This window comes from Brevibacterium epidermidis NBRC 14811 (assembly GCF_001570805.1).
Taxonomy (GTDB): domain Bacteria; phylum Actinomycetota; class Actinomycetes; order Actinomycetales; family Brevibacteriaceae; genus Brevibacterium; species Brevibacterium epidermidis.
Genome location: NZ_BCSJ01000010.1, coordinates 1 through 17,686, shown reverse-complemented (window position 1 = coordinate 17,686; position 17,686 = coordinate 1). Strand labels below are relative to the sequence as shown.

15 protein-coding genes are annotated in these 17,686 nt (G+C 64.3%); 6 read left to right on the top strand and 9 right to left on the bottom strand.

Features of this window, described 5'->3' with window-relative positions:
- Positions 1-3: 3 nt before the first annotated feature.
- From BEP01S_RS06945 to BEP01S_RS06930, 4 genes are all read right to left on the bottom strand, one after another.
- Positions 4-1,521 (bottom strand): NCS1 family nucleobase:cation symporter-1, encoded by a 1,518-nt coding sequence (locus tag BEP01S_RS06945; protein WP_062241768.1) that lies wholly within the window; start codon positions 1,519-1,521, stop codon positions 4-6.
- Between the two features lie 332 nt (positions 1,522-1,853).
- Complete coding sequence (locus tag BEP01S_RS06940) at positions 1,854-3,338, bottom strand: MFS transporter (protein ID WP_244882138.1); 1,485 nt, start codon at positions 3,336-3,338, stop codon at positions 1,854-1,856.
- 147 nt (positions 3,339-3,485) lie between these two features.
- Positions 3,486-4,865, bottom strand: a complete 1,380-nt coding sequence (locus BEP01S_RS06935) for an LLM class flavin-dependent oxidoreductase (RefSeq protein ID WP_062241765.1) — start codon at positions 4,863-4,865, stop codon at positions 3,486-3,488.
- A 59-nt stretch (positions 4,866-4,924) separates the two neighbouring features.
- Positions 4,925-6,256 (bottom strand): MFS transporter, encoded by a 1,332-nt coding sequence (locus BEP01S_RS06930; protein ID WP_083532607.1) that lies wholly within the window; start codon positions 6,254-6,256, stop codon positions 4,925-4,927.
- Between the two features lie 294 nt (positions 6,257-6,550).
- Here BEP01S_RS06930 and BEP01S_RS06925 point away from each other — a divergent pair, with 294 nt between their 5' ends.
- The 4 genes from BEP01S_RS06925 (at position 6,551) to BEP01S_RS06910 (ending at position 9,846) form a co-directional block, all read left to right on the top strand.
- A complete protein-coding gene (locus BEP01S_RS06925; RefSeq protein WP_083532606.1) occupies positions 6,551-7,081 on the top strand; it encodes a flavin reductase family protein in 531 nt (176 codons plus the stop codon).
- A gap of 61 nt (positions 7,082-7,142) precedes the next feature.
- Entirely contained in the window at positions 7,143-8,219 is a 1,077-nt protein-coding gene (locus BEP01S_RS06920; protein ID WP_062241763.1) for an Rv2578c family radical SAM protein, read from the top strand.
- 43 nt (positions 8,220-8,262) lie between these two features.
- Complete coding sequence (locus tag BEP01S_RS06915) at positions 8,263-8,997, top strand: DsbA family oxidoreductase (protein ID WP_062241761.1); 735 nt, start codon at positions 8,263-8,265, stop codon at positions 8,995-8,997.
- Between the two features lie 102 nt (positions 8,998-9,099).
- Positions 9,100-9,846 (top strand): MgtC/SapB family protein, encoded by a 747-nt coding sequence (locus BEP01S_RS06910; protein WP_062241758.1) that lies wholly within the window; start codon positions 9,100-9,102, stop codon positions 9,844-9,846.
- 31 nt (positions 9,847-9,877) lie between these two features.
- Here BEP01S_RS06910 and BEP01S_RS16925 read toward each other — a convergent pair whose 3' ends face one another.
- Positions 9,878-10,480, bottom strand: a complete 603-nt coding sequence (locus BEP01S_RS16925) for a TetR/AcrR family transcriptional regulator (protein ID WP_083532605.1) — start codon at positions 10,478-10,480, stop codon at positions 9,878-9,880.
- Between the two features lie 91 nt (positions 10,481-10,571).
- Here BEP01S_RS16925 and BEP01S_RS06900 point away from each other — a divergent pair, with 91 nt between their 5' ends.
- Both BEP01S_RS06900 and BEP01S_RS06895 read left to right on the top strand, forming a co-directional pair.
- Positions 10,572-11,756, top strand: coding sequence for an ABC transporter permease (locus tag BEP01S_RS06900; protein WP_062241756.1), 1,185 nt, complete (start codon positions 10,572-10,574; stop codon positions 11,754-11,756).
- A 105-nt stretch (positions 11,757-11,861) separates the two neighbouring features.
- Positions 11,862-12,689, top strand: coding sequence for an MBL fold metallo-hydrolase (locus BEP01S_RS06895; protein WP_174521220.1), 828 nt, complete (start codon positions 11,862-11,864; stop codon positions 12,687-12,689).
- Positions 12,690-12,773: 84 nt separating this feature from the next.
- On the opposite strand, the gene BEP01S_RS06890 is transcribed toward BEP01S_RS06895, so the two are convergent.
- From BEP01S_RS06890 to BEP01S_RS06875, 4 genes are all read right to left on the bottom strand, one after another.
- Positions 12,774-13,931: a fatty acid desaturase family protein gene (locus BEP01S_RS06890; protein WP_244882137.1), complete on the bottom strand. Its 1,158-nt coding sequence runs from the start codon at positions 13,929-13,931 to the stop codon at positions 12,774-12,776.
- Positions 13,932-14,053: 122 nt separating this feature from the next.
- Positions 14,054-14,704: a response regulator gene (locus tag BEP01S_RS06885; protein ID WP_062241754.1), complete on the bottom strand. Its 651-nt coding sequence runs from the start codon at positions 14,702-14,704 to the stop codon at positions 14,054-14,056.
- Positions 14,701-15,993 carry a sensor histidine kinase gene (locus BEP01S_RS06880; protein WP_062241743.1) on the bottom strand — a complete coding sequence of 431 codons (1,293 nt, stop codon included), beginning with the start codon at positions 15,991-15,993 and terminating at the stop codon, positions 14,701-14,703. Before BEP01S_RS06880 ends, BEP01S_RS06885 begins: the two co-directional genes overlap by 4 nt.
- Positions 15,994-16,113: 120 nt before the next feature.
- On the bottom strand, positions 16,114-17,487 hold the full coding sequence (locus tag BEP01S_RS06875) for a purine-cytosine permease family protein (RefSeq protein WP_062241741.1): 1,374 nt from the start codon (positions 17,485-17,487) through the stop codon (positions 16,114-16,116).
- Positions 17,488-17,686: the final 199 nt, after the last annotated feature.

Below are 17,686 nucleotides of genomic sequence, written 5' to 3'. Positions count from 1 at the left end.
CGATCAGTGGTGGGTCGGGACGGCGATCTCCTCACCGTCGACCTCACGGAAGGTGAAGTCGCGGCGGGCGATGACGAAGTAGATGAGCGCGGCGATCGCGGCCCCGGAGAACCAAGAGAACTCGGAGAAGCTGGCAAACGCGGGCACGAGTGCGAAGACCAGTGAGATCGCCGAGGCGGGGATGAAAGCTCCGATGGCCCTCCAGTTGACTCCGCGGTGGTAGAAGTACTCCCCGTCGCCGGCTTCGGTGTAGAGCTGCGGCACGTTGACCTTCGTCTTGCGCACCACCCAGTAGTCGACCATGATCACACCGAACAGAGGCCCGAGCAGGGCGCCGAGTCCACCGAGGAAGTAGACGATGACCACGGGTGAGTCGTACAGGTTCCAGGGCAGGATGACGAAGCCGATGACGGCGGAGATGATGGCCGCACTGCGGAAGTTCAGGTGGCGCGGGAACAGGTTCGTCAGCGCATAGGTCGGGGCGACGAAGTTCGCCATGAGGTTGACCGCGACGGTGAGCAGGAGCAGCGACAGGGAGGCCAGCACGAGCAGGATCGGGCTGCCGATGGACTGGACGATATCGGCCGGTGAGGTGATGACGGTGCCGTCGATCTTGTACTGTGCCCCGGCCAGCGAGATGACGACGAGTCCGAAGACGAGCATGTTGACCGGGATGCCCCAAAAGTTGCCGACGATGATCGAGCCGCGTTTCTTCGCGGCCCTCGTGAAGTCGGAGAAGTTGAGGACGAAGGTGCCGTAGATGGACACCCACAGTGCGCCGCCGCCGAGGATGTGCATCCACATCTCCCAGCCGCTGAGTGCGTCTTCGGTCGACCAGGCGATGGAGAAGTCGACGCGGATGAGCATCCAGACGGCCAGGGCGAGGAAGGTCACGAGGATGATCGGGCCGGCGATGGCTTCGTAGCGGCGGATCATCTCCATTCCGTAGCTGACGATGATCACTTGGATCACCCACAGCAGAGAGAAGGAGAACCAGCCGAGTCCGGAGAGTCCGAGGAACTCGGCGTCGGCCCAGGACTGGAGTCCGGGGAACATCGTCAGCAGCATGACGTTGAGGACGCTCGAGGCCAGGTAGGTCTGGATGCCGAACCAGGCGATCGCGACGATTCCCCGCACCGAGGCGGCCAGCTGGGCCCCGTGGATGCCGAAGGAGATCCGGCTCATCACCGGGTAGGGCACGCCCGTCTTGTATCCCATGAATCCGGAGAGGGTGAGCAGGAAGAACAGCAGAGCGGCGCCGACGAGGAGTGCCACGAGGATCTGCCAGGCGCCGAGGCCGAGGGCGAAGAGTCCGAGCGCGAAGCCGTAGTTGCCCAGAGAGTGCACGTCGTTGGCCCAGAGAGTGAAGACGCTGTAGGCCGTCCAGCTGCGGCCCTCTTTGCGGGCCGGGGCGAGGTCCGCGTTGTAGAAGCGCGGGCTGATGCGATGAGCCGCCAGCTGTTCGGCGCTTGGCCCCAGCCGTGTGGGCGCGGGCGCCTCCCCTGTCTCGGATTTCCTCATGCAGTCCACTCCTAGTATCCGGTCACAGCCAAACTGGGATACCAAACAAGTAAACACAGCTCTCCGGCGCCGATAGTCTGACCGGTTCAGAGTAACCCAGCTCACATGTGCCGTGCAATGAGCAGTGTGGGGTGATTTGGCTATCGCCTGTTACTACACGTGTCTCCGAAAACGGGCGAGATGCCGGGTCAGCTGCCATGCATCCGACACGGCATCTCGACAAATGGAATACCATTCATATGCCAGCAACTCGTCTCGGCTGGTCACGGGAGGCGCCGTTTCCGGCGCCCGGAGCGGACAATGGTCGTCACGACGATCTGCCGTTTCTGGCCTCAGTCTTCGTGTTCGACGTCCTTGGCTGTCGGGTCCCAGGCGACGATGCCGACGGCGATCGCGCCGGCCAGCGGTGCGCAGGCGACGATCCAGAACACTCCTGTGCCCAAAGAAGCCGCGAGGATCGGGAACATGATGAGCGAGACGATCGAGAAGGCGCGCAGGACGGACTGGTTGAAGCCGATTCCGATTCCGCGCAGCCGTGTCGGGTAGGACAGGGTCGCATAGTTCATGAGGTTCGCTCCCGGTCCCCCGGCCTGAGCGAATACGAAGGCTGCGAGCATGGCCACGGCGACGAGGACGAGGGCTCCGTTCGGGATGCCCACAAGGGCCAGTATTCCCAGTGCCACTGCCTGGATGACGAATCCGATGAGGGTGATCTTCCGGGTTCCGAAGCGGTTGACGATGCTCATGCCCAGCAGTCCGCCGAGCGTTCCGAAGCCCAGGTTGATGACCAGTGAGGCGATGATCGTGATCAACGGAGTCTGGTGGAAGAGCGTGGTGATGATGAGCGGGGTGCCATAGGCGACGGCGTTGTAGCCGAAGGTCGAGAACACTGAGACGCAGAGCGCGACGATCGTGCGCACCCGGTAGCGCGGGGAGAAGAGCTCGGCGAAGCCGCTCCAACGGCCGCCCTTCTCCGGGGCAGCCGAGGCAACCGGGGTCTCGCGCTCCTCGGCGGGGGCGAGTTCGACGTTGAGGTTGTGGTGGCTGCGCATGACCTCGACGGCGCCGCGCAGATCGCCCTGGTTGGCCAGCCATTCGGGCGATTCGGCGAGGTAGCGGCGGCGGACGAGGAGGACGATGAGCGCCGGGACGGCGCCGAAGCCGACGACGATGCGCCACAGGATCGCGTGCTGCTCATAGGGCAGCGTGATGAAGATGATGAGCACGATGACGTAGCCCATACCGGTGGCGAAGTACCAGGCCGGAGACCACGCGTTGACTCGCTGCGAACGGTTTCCCTTGCCCTTGAGCTTGGAGAATTCGGCGAGGAACGCCATCGCCACCGGCAGGTCGAGGCCGACGCCGATGCCCATGACGAAGCGGAAGGCGATGAGGACCCATTCGTTCGGCGACACGGCACAGCCGATGGCGGCGACGACGAAGAAGACCATATCGGCCATGAACAGTTTGTACCGTCCGAACCGATCGACGAGGTAGCCGCCGAAGAGTGCGCCGATGACAGCTCCGACCATGATCGAAGCGTTGACGAGTCCGGTCATGAAGCCGGAGAGGCCGAACTGCTCCTGGATGGCGGTGATGCCGAAGGCCAGGGAGGAGAAGTCGTAGGCATCCATGAAGATCCCGCCGAGGGCGAGGATGATCACTGCCGTCGTCTTCGTCCCCTGTGAGCCGAACTCAGCGAGGATCGAGTGGATATCGGACGCCGAGGAGACGATGCGCGGAACCTGCATCGCCGCCTGTCCGTTCCGGGAGGATGGTGTCTGTGCCGCGTTCGCGGCGGGATCTGTCGAAGTCACAGTCGATAAGTATCCGACTCCCGCGGCTGATCGCCGGCGCCCGTTGTCATACTTCGTCACCGACTGAGTCCTCGGTCACCGGACCGACGAACGGCCGCAGACCAGAATGGTCCACGGCCGTTCCCCGATTCGTCGGACCCCGTGTGATCAGACGCGGGCACCCTCCCCGAGGCGGAACCGGGCACCCGTGTGGTCCTCGGCCAGGCGGGGACCGGCCCCGGTGAGCTGCTCGCGCACCGTGGCACCTGCGGTCGGTTCGGGCAGGAGTCCGCGGCGGCGCAGTTCGGGTGAGACGTACTTCGTGAAGCGTTCGGCATCGGCCGGGCGCACGGCCGCGGCGATGTTGAATCCGTCGATATCTGCATCATCCATCCACCGCTGGAATTCGTCGACGATGGTCTCCGGCGATCCGGTGATGACCGGCCCGCGTCCGCCGAGGGCGACGAACTCCGCGAGGTCCCGAATCGTCCACGGCTTGTCCCCGGCCATGGTGGTGAAGGAGGCGAGCGCGGATTGGTTGGCTTCGGTCGACACGTATTCGAGGGTGTCTTCGGGGTCAGCTCCCGAGAGGTCGACTCCGGTCCATCCGCCGAACAGGGACAGCGCGGATTCGGTGTCGACGTAGCGGCGATAGTCGGCCAGGCGAGCCTCGGCGGCTTCGTCAGTGTCGTCGACGATGACGGTGGCCAGAGCGAAGATCTTCACCGCGTCACGGGCGCGTCCGCGCTCTTCGAGTCCGTCACGGACCTTGTCGACCCAGCTGCGCAGGATCTCCGGGGTCGGTCCGGAGAAGAAGATCGCCTCGGCGTGGTCGAGGGCGAATTCCTGTCCGCGCTTGGATGCGCCGGCTTGGAAGAGCAGTGGGGTGCCCTGCGGTCCGGGGACGGCGAGCGCCTGACCGGGAACGGTGAAGAACTTGCCATCGTGGTCGATGTCGCGCACCTCAGTCGGGTCGACGAAGACGTTGGCGTCGGCATCGGCCTTGAGCGCGTCCGGGGTGATCGAGCCCTCGAACAGCTTGTACATGACCTCCATGAACTCATCGGCCCGGTCGTAGCGCTCATCGTGCGGGATCTGGCCCTTGAGCCCGAGGTTGCGGGCGGCGGAGTCGACATAGCTGGTGACGATGTTCCAGGCGACTCGACCGTTGGTGAAGTGGTCGAGGGTGGTCAGGGTGCGGGCGAGCAGGTAGGGCTTCTCGTAGGTCACCGAGGCGGTCACGCCGAATCCCAGCGTCTTCGTGGCCGCGGCCATGGCCGGGACTGCGACGAGGGGGTCGAGCAGCGGGAACTGCACTCCCCCGCGGTTCGTGACGTCGGCGTTGCCGCCGTACACGTCGTAGACGCCGAGGATGTCGGCGAGGAAGAGCGAGGAGAATCCTCCGTCTTCGAGGGTCTTGGCCAGGTCGGTCCAGAAGGACAGCTGAGTGAACTCGTCGACCCGTGATTCCGGGTGGCGCCACAGTCCGGGCGACTGATGGACCGGGGTCATCATGTCGAAGGCGTTGAGCAGGATCGGTTTCGTCATGGGTGTCTCCTAATCGTGGTGGTGCGATGAGCGTGGGGCCGACGAAGCGGCGGGTGCGTTCAGTCCGCGGTGCGTGCGAGCTCTCGGGCAGGGTCCTTTGCGCCGATGGCGGCGATGAGCGAGAGGACGCACAGCAGGGTGAGGTAACCGCAGATGAGCCAGGGCGAGTGCCCTCCGGCGACGTAGAGCAGGGCTGCAACCATCGGCATGATTCCGCCGCCGATGACGGTGCCCAGCTGGTAGCCCATATTCACGCCCGAGTAGCGGACCTCGATGGGGAACTGTTCGGCGAACCACGCGGCCTGCGGGCCGTAGATCGCATCGTGGGCGAGGTTCATGCCGAGGATGACGATGATGGGCAGGAACGCCAAGGGGCCCGAGTCGAGGAAGGCGAAGAAGATCCAGCCGAAGACGGCGACGCCGATGATGCCGCCGATGCTCACGCGTTTGCGACCGACCTTGTCCGAGACCCACCCCCAGAGAGGCCCGGTGAACAGTCCGATCGCCGAGGCGATCATGACGGCCGTGACACCCGAGGTCGAGTCGCCGCGGTTCTCCGACAGGTAGCTGAGCATGTAGACGGTGATGAGATAGAAGACGCTGTTCTGCGCCAGGCGGAGTCCGATGGTGACGAGGAGGACCCGTGGGTGTTTGGTCAGCACGTCGCGCAGCGGCGCCTTGGCGACATCGCCGGAGGCTTTGAGCTCCTGGAATTCCGGAGCATCGGAGACGCCGAGGCGGATCCAGAGTCCCAGCGCGACGAGCAGAGCGGAGGCGAGGAAGGGGATGCGCCAGCCGAAGGCTTCGAACTGTTCGTCGGTGAGCAGGCTCTGGACGGCGAAGAAGGCGCCGGTGGCCAAGAGCATTCCCGCAGCCGAGCCGATCTGGGTGAAGGAGCCGAACAGTCCGCGCTTGCTCGCCGGTGCGTGTTCGACCGAGAGCAGTGCCGAGCCGCCCCATTCCGCTCCGGCCGAGAGTCCCTGCACGATGCGCAGGACGACGAGGGCAGCAGCTGCCCACCAGCCGATCGCACTGAAGTTCGGGACGAGTCCGATGAGCGTCGACGCGATTCCCATGGACAGCAGGGAGACGACGAGAAGAGCCTTTCTGCCCACCCGGTCGCCGAGATGGCCGGCGATGATGCCGCCCAGTGGTCGGGCGAAGAAGCCGACGGCGAGGCTGGCGAAGGCGGCGAGACTGCTGCCCAGCTCACTGTGGCTGGGGAAGAACTGGACATTGAAGATCAGGGCCGCGGCGGTGCCGTAAAGGTAGAAGTCGTACCACTCGATCGTCGTTCCGGCGAAGGCCGAAGCCAGCACCCGCTTCTTCCCCGACAAGAGCCGCTGCGGTGGGTCCTGGGTTCTCGGTGCGGTGACCGACGTCTGCGTCATGTGATGCTCCTCTGCGGCGGGGTTCGGTCGGCTCGCTGCCAGGCGAGTCCGTGTTTCGCTGAGCAATCTATGCCCGGACCTCGCAGGCACCTGCACTTTAGTGTCACGTCCCGACGCTCAGCTTCATATGTGGTCATAAGTCGTCTTCGTATGACCTTGGCCACGATGGAAACGGTTCCGATTTGCAATGATCGACTTCATAGGCACTCGCAGACGACTTCGTCGACCTTGTCTGCTCAACAGATCAGCAGGCGCCCGAGACTCCGACGACCACACGAAGACAGAGGTGAAGGAATGACGCTCTTGGCAGACCCCACCACACAATCACCGGCACCGGTGACCCCCGCAACACCTGAGACCCTCCGCGAGACCTTCTCCCACTTCCCTCAGGGCGTTGCCTTCATCGGGGCCGAGGTCGATGCGGCACCCCTCGGCCTCGTCGCCTCCACGCTCACCGTCGGCGTCTCCCTCGACCCGCCGTTGGTCAGCGTCGCGGTCCAGAACTCGTCGACCACCTGGCCCACCCTGCGCCGGGCACCTGAGCTCGGGATCTCCCTCCTCGGCTCCGACCAGGAGCACCTGGCCCGGCAGCTGGCGTCGAAGGACCGCAGTCGACGCTTCACCGGCGTCAGCCCCGAGGTCACGGCCGGAGGCGGGCTGACGATTCCCGGCAGCTCCGCATTCCTCTGGACCCGGCTCTACGAGGAGGTCGCAGCCGGCGATCATACCGTGGCCCTGCTCGAGATCCTCGGCACCCGCAACGACGACGGACCCGAGGCGCTGGTCTTCCACCGCAGCGAGTTCAAGGGGCTGCGCGTCTCCTGAGCCTGGCTGATCACGGCGCCCCACCCTTGACTCCGATTCGAACTCATGTTCGAATGAAGTCATGCGGTGGAACGAAACGAGTGACGACACCGGCTCGGGCTCCCCAGTCCTCTTCGGAACGGAGGGACTGATCCGGTCGGTGCAGACGCCGGAATTCTCAGGAATCACCTTCCACGAGGTACTGGCGAAGTCCGCTCTCAACAGCGTCCCGCGGTCCAGTTCGATGCCGTTTTCCTGGACGGTCAACCCCTACCGCGGCTGCTCGCACGCCTGCGTGTACTGCTTCGCAAGGAACACCCACCGCTACCTCGATCTCGACTCCGGGACCGACTTCGATCGCCAGGTCGTCGTCAAGGTCAATGTCGCCGAAGTCCTCGCCGCCGAACTGATACGCCCGAAGTGGGCGCGTGACCATGTCGCCCTGGGCACGAACACCGACCCCTATCAGCGGGCCGAAGGCCGCTACTGCCTGATGCCGGGAATCATCACTGCCCTGGCCGAGCAGTCGACACCGATGTCGATTCTGACCAAGGGCACGCTGCTGCGCCGCGATCTGCCGCTGCTGGCCCGCGTCGCCGAAGACGCTCCGGTGGAAATCAGCATGTCGATCGCCGTCCACGACGACGCCCTGCAGCAGAGCATCGAGCCCGGCACGCCGACGACGAAGGCCCGACTGGCCACCGTACGCGCGGCCGCCGAGCTCGGGTTCGACGTCACCGTCTTCATGATGCCGATCATGCCGAAGCTCACCGACTCCCGCGACCACCTCGAATCCGCACTCCGAGCGATCAAGGACGCGGGTGCCGCACGAGTCGTCTACGGAGCGCTGCACCTGCGCCCCGGCGCCCGCGAGTGGTTCTTCGAGTGGCTCGAACGCGAACACCCCGAGCTCCTCCCCCGCTACCGCACGATGTATGCCCGGTCCTCCTACGCGTCGAAGGAGTATCGACGGTGGCTCGGTGAGCGCATCAACCCGCTCATCGACCGCTTCGGATTGCGAGGCCGCAGCGATGACGACTATCCGGCGACTTCCCGGATGCGCGGACGCAGGGAATCGAACCGAACCCCGCGGCAGCCAAGCCTGCAGACGGCACCGGCCCAGCAGTTCGCCGCCCCGGCGCAGCAGGCGCTGTTCTGAATCGGACCGGAATATCCGCGCGTCGGGCGCGGTTGGCATTGATATGAAGATTGAGATCTGGTCGGACATCGCCTGCCCCTGGTGCTATATCGGAAAACGTCGCTTCGAGGATGCCCTCGGTACATTTGCCCACAAGGACGATGTCGACGTCCAGTGGCGCAGCTTCCAGCTGGACCCGAGCCTGCCCGATCACTTTGACGGCACCGAGACCGAATACCTCAGCCAGATGAAGGGCATGCCCGCCGCTCAGGTGCGGCAGATGTTCGACCATGTCACGCAGCAGGCCGCCGCAGTCGGTCTGAACTACGACTTCGATTCGATCGTCGTGGCCAACAGCTTCACCGCCCATCGCTTCCTCCACTTCGCCAAGACTCACGGGCTCATGTCACAGGCCAAGGAAGCGCTGCTGTCGGGGCACTTCGAGAAGGGGCGCGACATCGGTGACATCGACTATCTCGCCGAGGTGGGGCGTGAGATCGGCCTCGATTCCGACGAAGTCCGTCGCGTCCTCGCAACCGATGAGCACTCCGAGGAGGTGCGGTCCGATATCAGCGAGGCACGCTCGCTCGGCGCCAACGGCGTCCCGTTCTTCGTCATCAACCGCAAGTACGGCATCTCCGGGGCACAGCCGGCCGACGTCTTCACCCAGGCCCTCGAGACGGCATGGGATGAGGGCCAGAAGCTCACGGTGCTCGCCCGCCCTCCGCAGTCAACCGACAAAGACAAGGCAGATGAACTCACCGAGGGCGCAGTCTGCGGCCCGGACGGCTGCCACTAAAAGCCCCCGCTACCTGACGGCGGCTCAGCAACCTCGCGCGAGGTTGCTGGGCCGCCGTCAGGTAGCAACTAGGGGGTTGGGTGGGGCTATGGTGAAGTGACTATGGTCAACTCCTCGTCGTTTGAGAACATCCTGGGCAGCGCAGGACTGCTCCAGGCCGGTCTGCTGCTGGCCAGCTTCGTCCTGTGCTCATTCATCGGCTTCGAACGACAGTTCAGGCAGAAGGCTGCCGGCTACCGCACCCACGTGCTCGTCGGCATCGGCACCTGCGCCTTCACGCTGATCTCCGCCTATGGGTTCGAAGGCGTGCTCGACAACGACGTCCGCCTCGATCCTTCACGGATCTCCGCGCAGATCGTCTCCGGCATCGGCTTCCTCGGCGCCGGAGTGATCTTCAAGGGACGCAACATGGTCCGCGGGCTCACCACTGCCGCGACGATCTGGGTCACGGCCGCCGTCGGTATGGCCTGCGGCGCCGGGATGCTGCTCTTGGCGACGATGCTCACTGCCCTCCACCTGTTCACGCTCTTCGTCATCGCTCCCCTGATCCGCAAGATCCCCAACAGCGACCACCGCAAACTGCTGCGGGTGTCCTACCGCGACGGAGCGGGAGTCCTCCGCGAGATCCTCGCCCTCGCCGGCCAAATGGGATTCCAGAACACCATCGTCGATTCGCGGCGGTTCGAGTCCGCCGACGGGACGCGGATGGTCCAGGTCGACGTGAGATTCGACGGAAAGCGACCCCTGCACCTGCTTGTGGCCCCGCTCATGGAGCTGAACGGAGTCGAAACGGTGAGCATGCGCGAAGACCGCGTCCATTCGGTCGATGACGACGGCGACTCCGTCTGAGCAGCGGAGGAACGAAGAAGTCGACGCTGACTCAGAACTCGATGCTGGAGAGCACGGCTTCGATTCCGGCACGGACTCGCACTCTGGAGGGTTCGCCGAAGACGGTCGACTGGACGACTGCGCCCTGGATCATGGCCAGCAGGCCGGGCACCAGAACCGCGGCCCGAGCCCGCGCGGTCTCTGCATCCACTCCCCGTTGGTCCTGCAGGTAGAGAGCGAGGTAGTCGGTGAACTCTGCGATGAGCGTTTCGAAGGTACCCCTGGCGAAATTCGCGAACTCCATGTCGTAGGAGGACTCACCCCACACCTGAACCATCACCGGTGAGAACGGGTTGTCAATGAGCAGTGAATCGATGATCTCGACGAAGACCTCCGCAGGAGCCGTCACCTCACCACCGGATGTGGCTGCATCGAGCACCGCCATGCGCGGCCCCATCACCCGGCGGGCGACGTCGATCATCAGGTCGGCCTTCGACGCATAGTAGACATAGACGGCTCCGGCCGACAGCCCCGCCTCCTTGACGATATCGGCCATCGACGCACCGGCGAATCCTTTGCGGGCAAAGCATGTCAGAGCCGCATCCTGGATCCTGGTACGCATCGCGGCCTTGTGCTCCTCGGTGACCTTCGGCACTTCTCCCCCTAAAAACGAATAACCATTCTTGATATATCCTAGCCGATGGTTTCATAATGAACGAGTATTCGTTTTCGATGATTGGACAGACATGCCGACCCAGATACTCAGCCGAGAAGACGCGGTCGACCGTTCGGCCGCGCGCACGACACCGGCGACGACAGCCCAGGATGCTCCCCCGCAGTTCGGACGGGCCGTCCTCGTCGCCGTCCTTGCCGCAGCCGTCGTCAGCTTCGTACTGCTCGCCTTCAGCTGGCCGACCGTGACCTCGGATCCCAAGGATCTGCCGATCGCCGCCGTCGGTGATGAAGAGCAGATCGACCGGATCTCCGGCAACGCCCCCGACGGCATGCTCGATCTCAAGCGCGTCGATTCCCGCGCCGAGGCGGTGCAGCTCATCAAGGAGCGTGAGGTCTACGGAGCCTTCGTCCTCGAGGACGAACCGGAGATCCTCATCGCCAAGGCCGCCTCCCCAGCAGTCGCGCAGCAGCTCAGCGGAATCGGCACCCAGATGCAGCACAACATCGACCAGCAGGCGATCTCGGGCCTTCAGGAAGGCACGAAGAAGATGCAGGAGCAGATGCAGAAGACCCTCGAAGCCGCGGCCGCCGGCCAGGCCCCACCCCAGGGCAACCCGGCGGGAGAAGGCGCCGATCCGACCGCCTCGGCGATGGAGGTTCCGCAGGTGAAGATCACCGACGTCGTTCCGCTCTCCGATGACGATCCCTCCGGCGCGGGACTGGCCATCGCGGGACTGCCCCTGACCCTCGGCGGAATCGTCGGAGGTGTGCTCACCAGCATGGGCATCCGCTCGCGGCGGATGCGCCTGGTCGGCACCGTCGTCTACGGAATCGTCGGCGGACTGGCCCTGGCGCTGATCATGCAGACCTGGTTCGGGATCCTGCAGGGGAATTTCGGCCTCAACGCACTGGCGATCGGGCTCTCGATCGCGGCGACGGTCGGGCTGATCAACGGCTTCGTTTCGCTCATCGGTCCTGCCGGCATCGCCATCGGTGCGGTGCTGACGATGCTGATCGGCAACCCGATCGCCTCGCTCAACCAGCCGAAGGAGTTCCTCGCCGGTTCATGGGGTGACATCGGCCAGTTCTTCGTCCCGGGCGCGGCCGGCACGCTCCTGCGCAATCTCTCGTACTTCCCGGACGCGTCCATGTCGCTCCAGTGGTGGGTGCTCAGCGCCTGGCTCGCCGGCGGCATCGCGCTCATCCTCGTCGGCCATGTCATCGCCCACAGGAAGGCGCACGCCGCCGCACACTGACGGGCCGCGCGGCGGTGGGACTCCCACCGATCCTGGTCTTCACTTCATGTGAGGACTAGGCTCGGTGGGAGTCTGTGGTTTCACGTGTGGGACCGAGAGGATGACATGGTGGCACTATCCGATGTGACGATCTGCCGCACCTGCGGGGTGGAGACGACGACCCCTCTGCCCGACTTGTGCCCGATCTGCGAGGATGACCGGCAGTGGGTCCCTGCCTCCGGCCAGCAGTGGACGACGCGGACGGAACTCGAGTCCGAGGGCCACCGCCTCACCATTTCCGAACGCGAACCCGGCCTCTTCGCCATCCGCGTCGAACCGAAGCTCGGAATCGGCCAGACCTGTTATCTCGCCTGCACCGATGCCGGCAATATGCTCTTCGACGTGCCCGCCTATATCGACGCCGAGGCGGTTACAGCGGTCCGTGACCTCGGCGGAGTCGCCGGCATCGCCGCCAGCCACCCGCATATGTTCGGCACCCAGTTGGAGTGGAGTGCCGCTTTCGACGATGCCCCCGTCTTCGTGTGCCGAGCCGATCTCGAATGGGTGCAGCGGACCGGGCGGGCCATCTGCCCCTATTTCCACGAGGCGGAACCGGTCCCCGGAGTGAGGCTCCGACGCACCGGCGGTCATTTCCCGGGCAGCGCTGTAGCGGTATGGACGGGCGCCGACGGCACCGGGGTCATGCTCAGCGGAGATTCAATCGGTCCGGTGGCGCGGTCGGGATGGGTGACATTCATGCGCAGCTTCCCGAACTACCTGCCGCTGTCGGCGGCAGTCGTTCGGCGCATCGCAGCCTCGGTGAACGATCTCGACTTCGACCGCATGTACGGCAACTTCGGCCAGTCGATCGCCTCCGAAGCTCACTCAGCGGTGCAGACGTCGGCCAAGCGCTATGCCGAATGGGTCTCCGGTGAACACGATCGGCTCACCTGAGCTTCTTTCTCGTCCGGCCCGCAGCGCTGGAGGTGACTGTGAGGCCTTCAGCCTGCGGGACCGCAACTGAATGTGCCCCGCCAGTCAGCGAGACCGGAACTGCGCGGTGACGGGGCAGTCGAAGGGATCGGCTTCCCCGAGGCCCACTCGGTTGAGGTAGGCGATGATGATCTTGTAGGACTCGAGCAGAGTCGTCTCCGTGTAGGTGATGTCCTTCTGGCGGCAGTATTCGCGGACCATCGGCTGCACCCGGTGCAGGTTGACGCTCGGCATGCTGGGGAACAGGTGGTGTTCGATCTGATAGTTCAGACCGCCCATGAGGAATCCCATGAAGCGACCGCCGGAGATATTGCGTGACATCAGCGTCTGACGGCGCAGGAAGTCGATCTTCACATCTTTGGGTACGATCGGCTGGCCTTTGTGGTTGGGGGCAAAAGATCCGCCCATATGCACGCCGAAGACGGCGAGCTGGACGAGGAAGAAGACGCTGCCGATGAGAGGACCTGCCGCCCAGATGGCGAGCGCGGGGAACCCGATGAGGCGGATTCCGATGAAGACGCCTTCGATCCAACGGCGTTTGATCGACGACTGTCCCCGGACGATGGCTTTGACGGATTCGACGTGCAGCTGCAGGCCCGCCAGCGTGAGCAGAGGCAGGAAGAACCAGCCCTGGCGGGCGGCGAACCATTTGGCGATGCCGGTGCGTTCCCTCGCGTCTTCAGGGGTGAAGACGAGCGCACCGGGAGCGATGTCCCCGTCGACTCCGGCCTTGTTCGGATTGGCATGGTGAAGCGCATTGTGCTTCTTCAGCCACCATCCGTAGCTCAGACCGATGAAGAGGTTGCCGATGATCGTCGACACCCACTCCCCTGTCTTTCCATTGGTGAAGATCTGGCGGTGCGCCGCGTCATGGGCGACATAGGCGGTCTGAGTGAACAGTGCACCGAAGACGACCGCAGTCGCCATCTGCCACCAACTCTCACCGATGAGGAAGAGCATTCCGAAAGCCACAACGTAACCGAGCCCGAGGAGGACGAAGCGCAGCGTGTTCCAACCCGGCCGCCTGGCCAGCAGTCCCGCTTCCTTGACCTGAGCCATCAGCGCGCTGAAGTCGCTGGTGAATTCCTGTTCGGCGGTTCCCCTCTTCGCTCGCCTGCGTTCGAGCACCTCGGCCCGGGACGCGCGATCCGGTGCCGGAGTCGACAACGGCGTCGCAGCTGGGGAAGTCGGTTCAGATGTCATGAGGTCAGATGGGTTCATGGTTCCCACCGTATGGAGATCCGCCCGGTTTTTCGTCACCCCAGGGAGCCGTTCTTCACCCCCTACTCGGGTAGGGGGTGCGAGACGAAGACGAGCGCTCGGACTCAGCTGTTGGGAATGACGAGACCGGATTCGTAGGCGGCGATGACTGCTTGGGCGCGGTCGCGGGCATCGAGTTTGTACAGGATCCGGGAGACGTGGGTCTTCACGGTCTGCACCGCGATGTGCAGGCTCGACGCGATCTCTGTGTTCGAAGCTCCGCGTGCGACTTGGATGAGGATCTCGCGTTCCCGGTCCGTGAGTTCGGGCAGGGCTGTGCGATTGGGCTTCTGCCCGCCGGTGGCGAAGTGTTCGATGACCCGTTTGGTCACGCTCGGAGCCAGAAGCGCCTCGCCTCCGGCGACGATGCGGACCGCCTCGGCGAGTTCACTGGGTGGAGCGTCCTTGAGGAGGAATCCGCTGGCCCCGGCACGGATGGCGTCGAAGACGTAGTCGTCGATATCGAAGGTGGTGAGCATGATGATCCGAGTCTCGACATTCGCAGCGACGATCGTGCGGGTCGCTTCGATTCCGTCCATCAGCGGCATCCGGACGTCCATGAGGACGATGTCGGGGGCAAGGTCGGCGACGAGTTCGACACATTGTGCCCCGTCTTCGGCCTGACCGATAACCTCGATGTCAGCATGGGCGCTCAACAGTGCGGCGAAGCCGGCGCGCACCATCCCCTGGTCATCGGCGATGACGATCCTGATCATGGGGTCTCCTTGTCCGTGACCGGTGTGCCGGTGGTCGGCTCGCTGCCGTCGGTGGGGCGTTCGCGGGGCGCGAGCGGCAGAACTGCTTCAACTTCGAAGCCTCCGTCGGCAGTCGCTCCGCTGCGAATCTCCCCACCCGCGGAGGCTGCGCGTTCACGCATGCCGATCAGTCCCTGCCGGTCGTGCTTGTCGTGCTTTGCAGCTTCACTGGGGCCGTCCCCGTGGTCGTTGGTGACGCTGATCCACACGGCTGAGCTGCCACCGCGGATGCGGATGGCGATGGCGGAGTTGCGGGCGTGGCGGATCGCGTTGCTCAGAGCTTCTTGGATGATGCGGTACCCGGCGAGCCCGGTGCTGTCGCGCATGAGGTGGTCGATCGGTTCGCCGGTGCGTTCCACGGTGACCTGCACTCCTGCGTGCCGGGCCTTCTCGATGAGGGCATCGACCTCGGAGAACTTCGGCTGCGGCGCCAGTTCGCCTCCGCCTTCATCGTTGCGCAGGACGCTGAGAAGTCCGCGCATCTCCGTCAGCGCAGTGCGGGCGGAGGCGGAGATGTCTTCGAATTCCTTGGCCACCTCCGAGTCGATTCCGGCGTGGCGGAACGGTGCGCTGGAGGCCTGGATGTTGATGATCGACATGCTGTGGGCGACGATGTCGTGGAGTTCCCGGGCGATACGGGCCTTCTCCTCGATGGCCACACGTTTGGAATGCTCCTCCGCGGTGTTCTCCTTCTCCTGAATCAATTGGGAACGAATGAGCTGCCATTGCTGGACGATGACCGCGGCGAGGTAGACGCCGCCGGCGATGCAGGAGTACACGAGGATGTTGACGATGGCACCGTCGGTGCGGGTGTCCGCGATGAAAAAGTGAGTGATGAGCACCGCGACTGCTGAGCCTGCGATGCTGCCGAGCAGTGCGGCCAGAGCCACGCCCCAGTGGGCGCGGAGTCCGATGATGAGGATGATGACGATCTGTGTGATGATCATCGGAACCATCCACGGCCACGGAACTCCGGACACGAGCGGCCCCAACAGCGGCAGCACCGTGCAGGCGGCGATCGACATGAGCGTGCCGAAGAGCGGGCGCAGCATGGACAGCGGCATGGACCCGACGTGGACAATGGTGACGACGAAGGCCAATGCGACGGGCGCTTCATTGACCGAGACGGCGATCGACGATTCCACCGCGAGCATTCCTATGGCAAGAACGATCACCGCGACCCAGGCCAGCGCCTCGGGGTTGAGTCGACGGTTCGGGGGCATGAACCTGTCGAAGACTTTCGTGACCATCACAGACACCGGGTTCCCTTCTGTGATTCCGGCCGATCTTTGCGATCATAACGCGTAGACCGCTTCATCACCTGGGAACGGCAGATGGTGGTCAGCCCTCGTGCCGGGAAATGGGCCCGTTCAGCTTCCGCGGACCCTTTCTGCCAAGTGCGTGTGGTCTGTTCCTGCAAACTTCTCCCGGCTACCCCAGGACAGCGCGAGATATAGCACGAAGGAGATGGCGAATGACGGGATCGTCGCCCCGATCGGGCTTGGATAGGCGTAGGTGAGCACGTAGGAAGCCAGTGCCCCGAGGATCCACACGCCGACGGCCACCCAATTGATTCCTCGCGTGTAGGAGTAGACACCGCCGGAGTCCTTGAGGATGTCGGGCGAGTAGGCACGGCGTTTGATGATGTAGTAATCGGCGATGAGGATGGCGAAGACGGGGACGAAGAAGGCTCCGATCATCACCAGGAAGTCGGTGTACTGGTCCAGCAGGGCCAGCCACGTCGATCCGATAATCGAGATCGCGCCGAGGATGAGCGCCGTCGGCAGGAACTTCAGTTTCGTTCGGCTCTGTGCGCCGACGACGGAGTTGACCATTCCGTAGACGACCATCGTATTCGTGGCCATGACAGACAGGAAGATGACGATGGCCAGTGCCCACCCGAACTCGGCGGCGAGCGCCGTCGGATCGAATTCGGCCGGGTCTCCCCCGTCGAGCAGGATGAAGCTGAAGGCAGTGAGGCCCAGCAGCATCGCCAGCACGGTTGAGGTCAGGTAGCCCAGCCCCGACCCGAGGATTCCGGCTTTCTGGGTGCTGGCCAAACGGTTGAGGTCACCGGAGAGCACGGTCCAGGAGATGGCAGTGGAGATGACGATGTCGAGTGCGAGGACCGGAGTGAACTCGAGTGCCGGGAGGCTTTCGATTCCCGCGTACTCGCTCGGTGCATGTCCGGTGAAGGCGATGACGAAGACATAGGCCATGACCAGCAGGATGAGAAGAGCGAACCACGGTTCGGCTTTCTCGATGCCCTCATGGCCGAGAATCGCCAACCCGACAACGAGCGCCTGGCAGAGCACCGAGAAGAGGATCGGATTGGAGAACCCCGTCGTCTGGGCGACCACATAGTTGACGCTGATTCCCGCCAACATCGCCTGCACCCAGCTCCAGCCCATGAGGATGATGACATTGGCGGCGACCGGCAGGAAGCTGCCCTTGGCGCCGAAGGCACCGCGGGTGATGGCCATGGTCGCCAAGCCCGTACGGGTGCCGATGTTGCCGATGAGCGTGAGCACGATGGTGCCGATGACCGTCCCGAGGATGATGACGATGACCGCTGTGGTGAAGTCGATGCCGGGAACGAACAGAGTTCCGGTCAGCAGGGTCGTGACGACGAGGTTCGCGGCCAGCCAGATCATGAACATCCGTCCCCCGCTCAGGGTCCCGCGGATGACTCCGGAATCGTGCCCGGATTCCAATCGCTGTTCAAGACGGCGGTACCAGTTCACAGTGCGGCCTCCTGGGTGTCGTTTGTGCCCCCCCTGCGGCAGCAGGTTCAGTGTCGATGATCGTCAGCGACCAGGGCTGAATGACACATTAACGATTCTGTGACCAACCGCACTATCCGTGATGGACGATTTCAGGGCATCCCTGTACGACTCGGCAGGTTCACGGTCGTTTCACCCCCCCCCCCCCCCCCCCCCCCCC

Bases quoted from the DNA above. Each gene is read 5' to 3' on its own strand.
- BEP01S_RS06915 (WP_062241761.1), top strand. From the start codon at position 8,263: ATGAAGATTGAGATCTGGTCGGACATCGCCTGCCCCTGGTGCTATATC.
- BEP01S_RS06930 (WP_083532607.1), bottom strand. From the start codon at position 6,256: ATGACGCAGACGTCGGTCACCGCACCGAGAACCCAGGACCCACCGCAG.
- BEP01S_RS06895 (WP_174521220.1), top strand. From the start codon at position 11,862: ATGGTGGCACTATCCGATGTGACGATCTGCCGCACCTGCGGGGTGGAG.
- BEP01S_RS06935 (WP_062241765.1), bottom strand. From the start codon at position 4,865: ATGACGAAACCGATCCTGCTCAACGCCTTCGACATGATGACCCCGGTC.
- BEP01S_RS06910 (WP_062241758.1), top strand. From the start codon at position 9,100: ATGGTCAACTCCTCGTCGTTTGAGAACATCCTGGGCAGCGCAGGACTG.
- BEP01S_RS06925 (WP_083532606.1), top strand. From the start codon at position 6,551: ATGACGCTCTTGGCAGACCCCACCACACAATCACCGGCACCGGTGACC.
- BEP01S_RS06885 (WP_062241754.1), bottom strand. From the start codon at position 14,704: ATGATCAGGATCGTCATCGCCGATGACCAGGGGATGGTGCGCGCCGGC.
- BEP01S_RS06945 (WP_062241768.1), bottom strand. From the start codon at position 1,521: ATGAGGAAATCCGAGACAGGGGAGGCGCCCGCGCCCACACGGCTGGGG.
- BEP01S_RS06880 (WP_062241743.1), bottom strand. From the start codon at position 15,993: ATGGTCACGAAAGTCTTCGACAGGTTCATGCCCCCGAACCGTCGACTC.
- BEP01S_RS06900 (WP_062241756.1), top strand. From the start codon at position 10,572: ATGCCGACCCAGATACTCAGCCGAGAAGACGCGGTCGACCGTTCGGCC.
- BEP01S_RS06920 (WP_062241763.1), top strand. From the start codon at position 7,143: ATGCGGTGGAACGAAACGAGTGACGACACCGGCTCGGGCTCCCCAGTC.
- BEP01S_RS06890 (WP_244882137.1), bottom strand. From the start codon at position 13,931: ATGACATCTGAACCGACTTCCCCAGCTGCGACGCCGTTGTCGACTCCG.